We start from the raw sequence: 11,885 nt of genomic DNA, 5'->3' as shown, positions 1-11,885 counted from the left end.
CCCAGCTCTTCAAGCCGCCGCGTCACGCGCCAATGCCGCATAGGTCTGCGGCAACTCGCGCATGTGTTCCATCACCGCGGCCACGCCGAGCTGGCGCAGGGTCGCGGCGTGCCCGGCGGGAATGTGCGCGGCGCCGGTAAAGCCGATCACGGTCATGCCCGCGGCCAGCGCGGCGCTCGCGCCGGTGGCGCTGTCCTCGATCACCAGGCAGCGTTCCGGCGCAACGCCCAGCGTATTCGCCGCCAGCAGATACACGTCCGGCGCGGGCTTGGGCCGCGCCACCATGTCCGCGCTGAAGATGCGCTCGCCCACGTGATCGGCCAGGCCGGCGCGCGCCACCGAGGCGACCACGCTCTCGCACATGCTGTTGGAGGCGACGGCCAGCGGCAGTGGCAACGCCAGCAAGGCCTCGCGCACGCCGTCGATCGGCTGCACTTCGGCCGCGATCAGCGCTTCGGAGCGCGTGCGGATCTCCTGGCACAACCCAGGCGGCAGGTCCAGCGCGTACTGCCGTTGCACGCGTTGCACGATCTCCTGCGCGGTGAGGCCGAAGCTGCCGGCGAGAAACTGTTCCAGTTCGACCCGCGGCACATAGGCGCCCAGCGCATCGAGCATCACCCGGTCGGCCAGCACTTCGCTGTCGACGAGCACGCCGTCGCAATCGCTGATCAACAGGTCGAAGGGGGTCGCCGTCATCGCGCGCTCCTTGGGGAAAACCGCCATTATGCCGCCGTGCGCATGTCCCTCGCCTGTGCGGCGTCGACAGCGGCGGCACACAGGCCGACCACGTACGCGCGCGACGCGGGGACGCAGGCGCACGCGCGTGTGCGCATTGGCGGCGCCTGTACGCCCTGCCCGTTCGCGACGGCAACGCTGCCGTGGCGACATTCGGACTGGCAAGCGTTTGTTTCCGGTTAAACCACCCGGCACCGAACGGAACACCGCCCAAGATCCGCAGACAACGTCACAAAACTGCCGCGAAACTCCGGCAAACCACTGCTAGGATCGACAGCGGCGCCAGGACGTGCGCCGTCATCCCAGGACCGCGAACAGGAAAGGAGCCTTGCATGCGTACGCCCGTCCCCGCCCTGATCGCACTCGCGACCTCGCTGTTCTTCTCGGTCAGTTGCGCCGCACAGTCCGGCGCCAAGGAGCATTCCGCCATGTCAGCCTCGCTGCAGGATCATTCCGTCGCGTTCCGCGACCCCGCACTCGCCGACATCGCCGCTGCCATCGCGCGCGGCGACGCCGCCCGCATCGCCGCCCTGGCGCCGAGCACGGACCTGTCCGCGCACGGCGACCAGAACGTCACCCTGCTCGAATGGGCGATCTGGAACGAGCAACCGCGCGCGCTGGCGGCGCTGCTCGACGCCGGTGCCGACCCGTCGCTGCCGGGCATGGACCAGGAAACCGTGGTGCACATGGCGGCCATGGCCAAGGATCCGCAATACCTGCAGATCCTGCTGCAGCATGGCGCCCCGGTCGACCCGGTGAGTGCGCGCGCGAACTGGACGCCGCTGTTCCGCGCCGTGCAGAGCAAGCGCGACGCGCAGATCGAAATGCTGCTCAAGGCCGGCGCCGATCCGAAACGGGTCGACGCCACCGGCAACTCGTTGCTGCATCTGGCCGCGCAGAGCAGCGCCGGCAACCCGTGGGTGCCCAAGCTGCTGCAGGCCGGGGTCGATCCGAGCCTGCGCAACGCCCAGGGCAAGACCTTCCAGGCGTATTTCTTCAACACGCCAGAGCGCCTGCTCAACGCCAACGCGCAGCAGGTCCGCAACGACGTGCGCGCCTGGCTGAGCGCCCACGCCATCCCGTTGGAAGCGAGCCGCTGACGCGGTCGGTCGCCACATTCGCACGGAGCCGCGCATGAACCAGAACGAGCTTTCCCCGTCCGATCCGTCCACCTCCTTCTCCGACGCCGTCCGCGGCCAGCAGCCGCAGGCCGTGGACCGGCAGCTGCCGCCACTGCTGCAGGACCTCTACCACACCGCCGCCGAGCGCCGCGCCGGCGGCGCCGAGACCTTCGCCGCCTTGCCCGATGGCTGGACGCGGATGGACGACGCCGCGCTGCAGCGCGCCGGCATCGACCCCAGCCTGCAGCACGACGCCAAGAGCGGCTTCGACGCCGCGTTCTACCGCAACCCACAGGGCAACGTGGTGCTGGGGTTCTGCGGCACCGACGAACTGAAGGATTGGAAGCACAACATCGGCCAGGGCCTGGGCTTCTCCGACGCGCAGTACGCCTCGGCGATCCAGCTCGGCAGCCAGGCCAAACAGGCCTTCGGCGACAATCTGCTGATCTCCGGGCACTCGCTGGGCGGCGGCCTGGCCGCGGCCTCGTCGATGGTCAACGACGTGCCCGCGGTGACCTTCAATGCCGCCGGGGTCAACAACAAGACCCTGGAGCGCGAAGGCCTGGACGCAGACGCCGCCAAGGCCTATGCCGCCGACGGCCTGATCCGCGGCTATCACGTCAAGAACGAACTGCTGACCTATCTGCAGGAGGACAACCTGCTCACCCGCGGCCTGATGCCCGACGCCGCCGGCCACCAGATCCAGTTGCCGGAACCGGACCCGCTGTCGTTCGGCCAGCGCCTGGTCCCCGGCATGATGCTCAAGCATCGCCTGGACCTGCACGGCATCGACTCGGTGATGAAGGCCGAGGACCTGCAGGCGCAAAGCCAGGGGCAAGCGCAATCGGCCGGCCTGTCGACCGGCAGCCGCCTGTTCAACGACGCAGTGGTGCAACTGGACGGGCAGCGCGACCGGCTCGGCCTGCACGACGATGCGGCCTTCCTCAACACCGCTGCCAGCGTGGCCGCGCGTGCCGGCCAGGACGGCCTGCAACGCATCGACCAGGTGCTGCCGAGCCGCGATGGCGACCGCCTGTTCGCGGTCCAGGGGCAGCCGGAAAACCCGGCGCACCTGCGCAGCCAGGTGCAGACCGCCGCCGCGGCCCACGAGCCGTCGCAGGCCAACGTCGGCCAGTTGCAGCAGCAGAACCTGCAGGCGCCGCCGCAACAGCAGGAAGAACGGCAGCGCAGCGTGGCGATGCAGTAGTCGCCGCCACGGGCTCGGTCATGGCAGGCGTCCGCGAGGGCGCCTGCCGAATCAGACCAGGACGGCGAAAGCGACAGGCGTGCTGCGAGCCAAGGTCATCCGACAGGAAGCCTTGGAGGTGCGAGGCGCAGCACGCGGAACCCCAGCGCAACGCTTGCCTGAAGCGGTCGGCGCGAACGCTTACCTCCTGCGGTGGCGCGCCCGCGTGACTCAGCCGGCGCCGGCCATCGCGCGCAGCACGATGCCGACCACGTAGGCCAGATAGGTGCCGGTGGCATAGCCCATCGTGCCCAGCAGCACGCCGACCGGGGCCAGCGCCGGATGGAACGCGGCCGCCACCACCGGCGCCGAGGCCGGGCCGCCGACGTTGCTCTGCGAGCCGATCGCGAAATAGAAGAACGGCACCCGCAGCAGCTTGCCCAGCGCCAGCAACAGCAGGACGTGCACGATGAGCCAGATCAGGCCGAGCGCGAAGATCCAGGGGCGGTCGAACAGCGCCAGCAGGTCCATCTGCATGCCGATGCAGGCGATCAGGAAGTACAGCAGCAGCGTGCCGATGCGCGAGGCGCCGGCGCCCTCGAGGGTGCGCGCGCGGGTGAAGCTGAGCAGCAGGCCGAAGGTGGTGGCCAGCACCACCACCCACACGAATGGCGAGCCGAGGCTGAACTGCTTGGCCCAGCTGACGTTCGCGTCGAACCACGCCGCCGTGGGGGTGGCGATCGCATGCGCCAGGCCGACCGCGCCGAAGGCCACGCCGACGATCAGCATCAGGTCGGTGAGGCTGGCCACGCGTTCGTGCTGGGCCTGGAAGTGGGCGATACGCTGCTTGAGGTCGTCGATGCCGCGGGTATCGGCGCCCGTGCGCGCGTCGATGGCCGGCGCACGCTGTGCCAGGAAGATCAGTAGCGCCATCCACACGTAGCCGACGCCGACGTCGACCACTGCGAACTGGCCGAAGGTGGTGGCATCGACCTGAAACACCTCGCGCATCGCCAGCATGTTGGCGCCACCGCCGATCCAACTGCCGGCCAGCGCCGCCATGCCGGCCCAGGTGTCGCCGGCCACGGTGACCGGGTGCAGCCACTTCATGATCTGGAACGCCACCACCGCGCCCAGCATGATGCTGAAGGACGCGCCCAGGTACATCGCCACCAATTTGGGCCCCAGCCGCAGGATGCCCTTGAGATCGACGGTGAGGGTAAGCAGGACGAGCGCCGCCGGCAGCAGCACGTCGCGCGCGACCGGGTTGTAGAGCGAATTGTGTTGTCCGTCGATCAGGCCGACGGTGTTGTAGATGCCCGGAATCAGATAGCACAGCAACAGCGCCGGCACGAAGCCGTAGAAGCGCTTCCAGAATCCCGACGGCCGCGCCGCGGTCCAGAACACCGCCCCCAGGGTGGCGGCGATCAGGCCGAAGATGACGATGTCGTTGGTGATCAGGGGCGTCGAGGGCATCGGGCGGTGGGGCGGGGATTCGGGAGTGGGGATTCGGGATTCGTGCGCCGCGGCTGTAGGTTTGGAGGTGTAAACAAAGATCGAAAGAAGCACTGGAGGGCGGGTGAATTCGCAGGAGCGACGCGCTGCAAGCGTCCTGTTGTTTTTGTGGGAGGGGCTTCAGCCCCGACGCTTTAGCGGTAAGGCGTCGGGGCTGAAGCCCCTCCCACAAGGGCTACCGGATTACTGGGGTCGCGGAAAAATCCGAATCCCGAATCCCGAATCCCCGGACCTGGGCCATGACCCAGGACGGGGCCCGGAAAACCCGAGCCCCAGGTCCCCTCACTCCCCGATATGCTGCTTCAGCCAGCCGTTGACCGTGTCGTGCCAGAGGATGCTGTTCTGCGGCTTCAGCACCCAGTGGTTCTCGTCCGGGAAGTACAGGAACTTGGACTCGATGCCCTTGCGCTGCAGCGCGCCGAACGCGGCCAGGCCCTGCTCCATCGGGATGCGGAAATCCTGCTGGCCGTGGATCACCAGCATCGGCACCTTCCACTTGTCCACGTGCAGGATCGGGTTGAACTTCTCGTAGCCGGCCGGGTTCTGCCACGGCGTACCGCCGTTCTCCCACTCGCTGAACCACAGTTCCTCGGTGGCGTAGCCCATCATGCGGTTGTCGAACACGCCGTCGTGGTCGACCAGGCACTTCCACGGCTTGTTCCAGTTGCCGGCCATCCAGTAGACCATGTAACCGCCGTAGCTGGCGCCGAGCGCGCAGGCCTTGTCGCCGTTGAGGAAGCCGTACTGCTTCTGCGCCGCGTCCCAGCCCTTCTGCAGGTCTTCCAGCGGGCGGTCGCCCCAGTGCTGGCTGATCGCATCGGTGAAGGCCTGGCCGTAGCCGGTGGAACCGTGGAAGTCGATCATCACTACCGCGTAGCCCTGCCCCGCATAGGTCTGCGGGTTCCAGCGATAGCTCCAGCCGTTGCCGAAGCTGCCCTGCGGGCCGCCGTGGATCAGGAACGCGACCGGATAGTTCTTGCCTTCCTGGTAGTTGTACGGCTTGACCACGTAGCCGTGCACGGTGTCGTTGTTCCAGCCCTTGAACGAGAACTGCTCGTAGTCGCCGAACTTCACGTCCGGCAGCATCTTGCCGGCGCTGGGGGTGATGGCGCGCGGCTGCTGGCCGTCGGCATCGGCGACCACGATCTGGTCGCCGCTCTTGAGGCTGTTGCGGGTGAAGGCCAGCGTATTGCCGGCCAGCACCGGCGCGCCGACACTGCCGTCGGCCGCCACGGTGCGCACCTTGCCATCGGCCACGTCCACCGCGAACAGCGGGTGCTGGCCCATGTCGTCGGCGGTGGTGTAGACGGTCTTGCCGTCGGCCGACAGCACGATCTCGCCGGCCGAACGATCCCACTGCGGGGCGATCTCGCGGGTCTTGCCGCTGGCCACGTCCATCGCCATCAGGCCGAAGCGGTCGGCTTCGAAGCCGGGGCGCTTCATCGCGCGATAGAACAGCGTCTTGCCGTCGGCGGAGAACACCGGGCCGGCGTCCCACGCGGGGTTGGCCGCGGTCAGGTTGACCGGCGCGGCCTTGCCGGCGGCGTCCAGCCGGTACAGGTCGAAGTTGGTCGACCACGGTTCCTCGCGGCCGGCCACGCGCACGCTGGCGACCAGCGACTGCCCGTCCGGCGCCCAGGTGTAGTCCTCGCTGCCGCCGAACGGCTTGGAGGGGATGTCGCCGGCCAGGGTCACACTGACCGCCGAGGCGCCGGCCACCGGCTTGGCCTTGGCGCCGGCCGGCAGCGGCGCGACGAACAGGCTGTTGCGACGGCCGTCGTTCCAAGTATCCCAGTGGCGCACGAACAACTGGTCGAACACCACGCCGGTGGCCTTGGACTGCTTCTTGGCGTCCAGGCGCTTCTGCGTGCAGGCCAGGTCCGAGCCGCAGTCCTGGAACACGCCGGCGCTGAAGGCCACGCGGTCGCCCTGCGGGGCGATGCGGTAGCTGTCCACGTCCAGCGCGAAATCGGTGAGCTGGCGCGGCGCGCCACCGGCCAGCGGCAGCGCGTACAGCTGCTGGCGGCCGGACTTGGCGCTGAGGAAGTACACGGTCTTGCCGTCGGCCGACAGTTGCGGCGAGTTGACGTTCCAGCCTTCCGGGGTCAGCCGCTTCGGCGGCGCCGCATCGCGGGTGCGCAGGTCGCGCAGCCACAGGCTGGTGCTGGACTTCTCCAGCGCCTTGTCCATCTGCCGCTTGGCGAAGATCACCGTGCCGCCGTCGGGCGTCAGCAGCGGCGAGGACACCCGGTCCAGCGCGACCATGTCGCGAACTTCGAAACCGCGGGTGGCGGCCAGCGCGGGCAGCGCAGTCAGCAGGGCCAGGGGCAACAAGGCGTAGCGCAGGGTCATCGAGTGTCTCCGGAGCACGGCAAAACGTCGATGGTAGGGGTCGCGGTGGGCGTGGCGCAAAGGACTGAAGTCATGGAGGGGCTGGGATTGGGGAATCGGGATTGGGGATTGGGAAAAGCGAGGCGCTGGCTCGGCTGTGATTACGAAGACCCGCACTGACCCGGTTTCGGATAGCAAGTGGACCGTGGCCATACCGCGGCCGGATGAGCGTGGTGGATCGGGAGTGGCCGCGAGGCACTGATACGGCGAAGTGCAGCAGGCCGGTGCCGAAGCTGGCCTTGGTGGTGAGGCGGACCGCGGGAGGCGCACGCGGCCGCGGCAAGATTCGGTCTTTACGACACACGCGGCGCGGAGCAGCCATCGAGAAGCTGATGGGATCGGCACGTGCGGCGCGCGGGCCCGGCCGGAAAAAGCGAAGCCCGGCGCGGGGCCGGGCTTCGGATGTTGCGTTGCGGGAGGCGGTTGCGCCGGTTACGCGCGCGGCGCGGCCGCGGCTTCGCCCTTGCGGCCGGTGCGGTACAGCAGCCAGCCGACGAAGGCCAGCAGGGACAGGCCGGCCCACTGGTTGAGGTGGAACGCCTCCGGCAGTGCCAGCACATCGGCGCGGCCCGAGGCCACGATCGGCACCGCGATGGCGATGCCCATCAGCGCCTCGCCGGTGATCAGGCCCGCGGCGAACAGCGTGCCCGGACGGTGCACGCGATCGCGGCCCTCTTCGTCGTCGGCGCGGATCTTGTGGAAGCGCTCGACCAGATGGGTCAGCAGGCCGCCGAGGAAGATCGGCACCATCAGTTCGAGCGGCAAGTAGATGCCGATCGCCGCGGCCAGCACCGGCACGCGGAAGCGCTTGCCGGTCTTCTTCAGCCACTCGTCCAGCGCGATGATCGCCGCGCCGACGCCGGCACCGATGCCGATCATGGTCCACGGCAGTTCGCCGCCGAACAGGCCCTTGGCCACCGAGGCCATCAGCGTGGCCTGCGGCGCCGCCAGCGCATTGGGATGCTGTGGCGTGGCCGCGCCGATGCCGTAGGCCTGGGCCAGCAGATTCAGCACCGGCGCCATGATCAGCGCGCACGAGAACGCACCGATCGCCAGCATCAGCTGCTGCTTCCACGGCGTGGCGCCGACCAGGTAGCCGGCCTTCAGATCCTGCAGGTTGTCGCCGCCGACCGCGGCGGCGCAGCACACCACAGCGCCGATCATGATCGCGGCGACCGCGCCGATCGGCGAATCGCGCCCGAGCAGCAGCACCAGCACCGCCGAGGCGAACAGGATGGTGGAGATGGTGATGCCGGAGACCGGATTGTTCGACGAGCCGATCAGGCCGGCCAGGTAGCCGGACACCGACACGAACAGGAAGCCGGCGACGATCATGATGATGGTCATCGGCACGCTGACATGCCACTGGCCGACGATGGCCTGGTACAGGCCCAGCAGCGGCAGCGTGCACAGCAGCAGCGCCACCAGCATCCACTTCATCGGCAGGTCGCGATCGGTCTCGGCCACCGCGGCGCCGCCGGTGCTCTTGCGCGCCGCGGCGAAGCCGCTCTTGACGCCCGACAGCAGCGACTTGCGCAGCGAGAACAACGTCCACACGCCACCGATCAGCATCGCCCCCACGCCCAGGTAGCGCACCTTGGCCGACCAGATGCCGAACGCGGCCTCGGCCGCCGGCGCATTGGCCAGGCTCTGCGCCAGCGCCGGATCGGAGCCCATGAAGAACTGCTGGTACAGCGGAATGGCGATGTGCCACGACAGGATCGAGCCGGACAGCACCACGATGCCGACGTTGAGTCCGACGATGTAGCCCACGCCCAGCAGCGCCGGCGACAGATTGGTGCCGACGTAGCCGACCATCTTGCTGCTGCCGATGTACGCGGCCTGCGCCCAGGTATCCGGAATCACCTTCAGGCCGCTGGCCGCACCGAGCTTGACCAGCCCGCCGATCGCCGCCGACAGGCCGAGGATCTTCAGCCCCGGCCCGGGGTTCTCGCCGGCCTTGAGCACTTCCGCGGCGGCCTTGCCTTCCGGGAACGGCAGCGGATCCTCGACGATCATCGAGCGCCGCAGCGGCACCGAGAACAGCACCCCGAGCAGGCCGCCCATGCCGGCGATGCCGAGCACCCACCAGTACTTGAAGTCCGGCCAGTAGCCCATGATCACCAGCGCCGGGATGGTGAAGATCACCCCCGCCGCGATCGAGGAACCGGCCGACGCGCCGGTCTGCACGATGTTGTTCTCGAGGATGGAGCCGCCACCGAGCAGGCGCAGCACGCCCATCGACACCACCGCCGCCGGAATCGCGGTGGCGATGGTCAGGCCGGCGAACAGACCGAGGTAGGCATTGGCGGCGGACAGCACCACGGCCAGCACGATCGCCAGCACCACGGCACGGAACGTGAGCTGGCGCGGCGCGGCAGCGTTGTTCATGGTTACCCCTGAAACGACAAAAACGCTTTGCACGCTAGCGTCTGGGGCCGGGCAAGTCCAGCCTCGCGGCGCCCAGCTTGTGGCACATGCCTGGGGGCCGGGATTGGGGATTCGGGATTGGGGATTTGCAGAAGCTGAGGCAGCAAGTAGCCCCTCTCCCGCCGGGAGAGGGGTTGGGGTGAGGGTACGGCGTTACGCACCGCGCCCCAGCCGTGCAGGCGCTGCCCGCCCCTCATCCGCCCCTGCGGGGCACCTTCCCCCCGAAAAGGGGGCCGTGGTCCCGACGGGAGAAGGAACAGCAAGAGCCCCTCTCCCACCGGGAGAGGGGTTGGGGTGAGGGTACGGCGGCACGCAGCTCGCCCCAGGCATGCAGGCCCTGCCCGACCCTCATCCGCCCCTTCGGGGCATCTTCCCCCCGAAAAGGGGGCCGTGGTCCCGAGGGGAGAAGGAACGGCGCTAGCCCCTCTCCCACCGGGAGAGGGGTTGGGGTGAGGGTACGCCCGCCGCCGAACCGCCCATGCCGCGCGCCGCCACTCGCGCGGGCGCAGGCGCGCCTATACTCCGCCGCTGGCTTCCTGCGCCGAGAGTCGCCGTGTCCGTGTCCTCCCTGCCGCTGCGCGACGCGCACGACGATTTCCTCGGCCATCCCAAGGGCGTTTACGTCTGCTTCTTCACCGAGATGTGGGAACGCTTCTCCTTCTACGGCATGAAGGCGCTGCTGTTGCTGTATCTCACCAAGTACCACCTGTTCGGCGACGACGCCGGGCTCGACCTGCTCGGCGCCTACGGCGGCCTGGTGTACTGCGTGCCGGTGCTCGGCGGGCTGCTCGCCGACCGCTGGCTGGGCATGCGCAAGGCGGTGGTGTTCGGCGGCCTGCTGCTGGTGCTCGGCCACATCGGCATGGCCTTCGAAGGCCACGCCGCCACCCGGATCAACGGCGAGGTGGTGCGCGATACCGCATCCCTGGGCGTGACCTACCTGTCGCTGGCGCTGATCATCATGGGCGTGGGCTTCCTCAAGCCCAACATTTCCACCATCGTCGGCAAGCTGTACCCGGCCGACGACCCGCGCCGCGATGCCGGCTTCTCGCTGTTCTATGCCGGCATCAACCTCGGCGCCCTGTTCGCCTCGCTGGTCTGCGGCTTCCTCGGCGAGGCCTACGGCTGGCGCTACGGCTTCGGCGCGGCCGGCATCGGCATGCTGCTCGGCCTGGGCATGTTCCTGTGGGGCCAGAAATACCTGCACGGCCACGCCGAACCGGCGCAGCCGGCGCTGCTGCGCGAGCGCGTGCTCGGCGTGCCGCGCGAATGGGCGATCTACCTGTGCGCCGTGCTGGGCGTGCTGCCGGTGGCCGCTTTGATGTGGGCCGCGGCCAACGGCGCCTTCAGCCTGGGCGGGGAAATTTCCCTGGCCCTACTGCTGATGCTGCTGGTGCTCGGCGCGGTGCTGCTGTGGTTCGCCTGGTTCACCGGCACCCAGTGCACGCCGGTGCAGCGCCAGCAGATGATCGCGCTGATGGTGCTGATCGCGATGGCGCTGGTGTATTTCACCCTGTACGAGCAGACCTACGGCTCGTGGGTCACCTTCACCGACCGGCTGATGACCAAGGACATCGTGCCGTCGCTGGTGATCCGAGGCGGTACGCCCCTGCCCTGGTCGATCGCCTCGCTGCTGCTGGCGCCGCTGGGCTTCGTACTGGCGGCCTCGCTGTCCGACCGCCGTCCTGGCTCGTCGGCGCCGCGGCGGCTGTTCGTCGCGGTCAGCGCGCTGATGCTGCTGTTCCTGATCCGCGACTGCCTGGTGCTGCCGCAGACCGCCGGCTCGCTGACCTACCTGGGCGCGCTGTTCCTGGTGCTGCTGGCGCCGCTGTTCGCCGCGCTGTGGGCATGGCTGGCGCAACGCGGACGCGAGCCGTCCAAGCCGACCAAGTCCGCGCTGGGATTGCTGCTGGCCGGGCTGTCCTTCGTGCCGCTGGCGCTGGCCGCGCAACAGGTGGGCGCCAGCGGACAGATGGCCAGCGTATGGTGGTTGGTGCTGGCCTACTTCGTGCTGGAGGCCGGCGAAATGTGCCTGTCGCCGGTCGGCCTGTCGGCGGTGACCCAACTCGCGGTGCCGCGCGTGGTCAGCCTGATGATGGGCACATGGTTCCTGGCCACGGCGTTCTCCGAGGCGCTGGCGGCGCTGTTCGGCAAGCTCGCCGCGATCGAGGTGCCGGATGGCCAGACCCTCAACGTCGCCGACGCCGCGGCCAAGTACGCGCACCTGTTCTGGCTGCTGCTGTGGATCGGCGTGGGTTGCGCGGTATTGGCCTTCCTCGCCGCGCCGCTGCTGCGGCGGATGATGCATGGGGTGCGTTGAGGGGTTGCGTCGCCCGAGCGGCGACGCAACCGTTTCACATCGACACAGCGCATTTCGCATGGTCAAGGACGACCTAGGCGATAAGTCCTGATAGTCGTGCTGCGCCACAGATCCAACCAGAGCCAGTGCAACAGCGATGCGGCCGCCTGGAGCGCACATGGTCAGGCGCAAGCGCTCACGGTTTGGC

The 11,885-nt window shown here is 68.9% G+C and carries 7 protein-coding genes; 3 read left to right on the top strand and 4 right to left on the bottom strand.

Annotated elements, in window-relative coordinates:
• Positions 1-9: 9 nt before the first annotated feature.
• Positions 10-696, bottom strand: a complete 687-nt coding sequence (locus RAB71_RS08040; RefSeq protein WP_010341970.1) for an HAD-IA family hydrolase — start codon at positions 694-696, stop codon at positions 10-12.
• Between the two features lie 371 nt (positions 697-1,067).
• On the opposite strand from RAB71_RS08040, the gene RAB71_RS08035 reads away from it, so the two are divergent.
• Both RAB71_RS08035 and RAB71_RS08030 read left to right on the top strand, forming a co-directional pair.
• Complete coding sequence (locus tag RAB71_RS08035; protein ID WP_040901509.1) at positions 1,068-1,835, top strand: ankyrin repeat domain-containing protein; 768 nt, start codon at positions 1,068-1,070, stop codon at positions 1,833-1,835.
• 34 nt (positions 1,836-1,869) lie between these two features.
• Entirely contained in the window at positions 1,870-3,063 is a 1,194-nt protein-coding gene (locus RAB71_RS08030) for an XVIPCD domain-containing protein (protein ID WP_010341972.1), read from the top strand.
• 210 nt (positions 3,064-3,273) lie between these two features.
• On the opposite strand, the gene RAB71_RS08025 is transcribed toward RAB71_RS08030, so the two are convergent.
• The 3 genes from RAB71_RS08025 to RAB71_RS08015 all read right to left on the bottom strand — a co-directional run bounded on the left by RAB71_RS08025 (position 3,274) and on the right by RAB71_RS08015 (position 9,339).
• Positions 3,274-4,518: a DUF819 domain-containing protein gene (locus RAB71_RS08025; RefSeq protein ID WP_010341973.1), complete on the bottom strand. Its 1,245-nt coding sequence runs from the start codon at positions 4,516-4,518 to the stop codon at positions 3,274-3,276.
• 321 nt (positions 4,519-4,839) lie between these two features.
• On the bottom strand, positions 4,840-6,909 hold the full coding sequence (locus RAB71_RS08020) for a S9 family peptidase (protein WP_010341974.1): 2,070 nt from the start codon (positions 6,907-6,909) through the stop codon (positions 4,840-4,842).
• A gap of 471 nt (positions 6,910-7,380) precedes the next feature.
• A complete protein-coding gene (locus tag RAB71_RS08015) occupies positions 7,381-9,339 on the bottom strand; it encodes an OPT family oligopeptide transporter (protein ID WP_010341975.1) in 1,959 nt (652 codons plus the stop codon).
• Between the two features lie 598 nt (positions 9,340-9,937).
• Between RAB71_RS08015 and RAB71_RS08010 the strand changes: the two genes are divergently transcribed.
• Positions 9,938-11,698 carry a peptide MFS transporter gene (locus RAB71_RS08010; protein ID WP_029561952.1) on the top strand — a complete coding sequence of 587 codons (1,761 nt, stop codon included), beginning with the start codon at positions 9,938-9,940 and terminating at the stop codon, positions 11,696-11,698.
• Positions 11,699-11,885 lie beyond the last annotated feature (187 nt).

This window comes from Xanthomonas sacchari (assembly GCF_040529065.1).
Taxonomy (GTDB): Bacteria; Pseudomonadota; Gammaproteobacteria; order Xanthomonadales; family Xanthomonadaceae; genus Xanthomonas_A; species Xanthomonas_A sacchari.
The sequence above is the reverse complement of the archived record's forward strand: the minus strand, read 5'-3'. Positions and strand labels throughout refer to the sequence as shown.

Excerpts from the sequence above, each read along its gene's own strand:
- RAB71_RS08035 (WP_040901509.1), top strand. The coding sequence starts at position 1,068 with ATGCGTACGCCCGTCCCCGCCCTGATCGCACTCGCGACCTCGCTGTTC.
- RAB71_RS08030 (WP_010341972.1), top strand. The coding sequence starts at position 1,870 with ATGAACCAGAACGAGCTTTCCCCGTCCGATCCGTCCACCTCCTTCTCC.
- RAB71_RS08020 (WP_010341974.1), bottom strand. The coding sequence starts at position 6,909 with ATGACCCTGCGCTACGCCTTGTTGCCCCTGGCCCTGCTGACTGCGCTG.
- RAB71_RS08015 (WP_010341975.1), bottom strand. The coding sequence starts at position 9,339 with ATGAACAACGCTGCCGCGCCGCGCCAGCTCACGTTCCGTGCCGTGGTG.
- RAB71_RS08025 (WP_010341973.1), bottom strand. The coding sequence starts at position 4,518 with ATGCCCTCGACGCCCCTGATCACCAACGACATCGTCATCTTCGGCCTG.
- RAB71_RS08040 (WP_010341970.1), bottom strand. The coding sequence starts at position 696 with ATGACGGCGACCCCCTTCGACCTGTTGATCAGCGATTGCGACGGCGTG.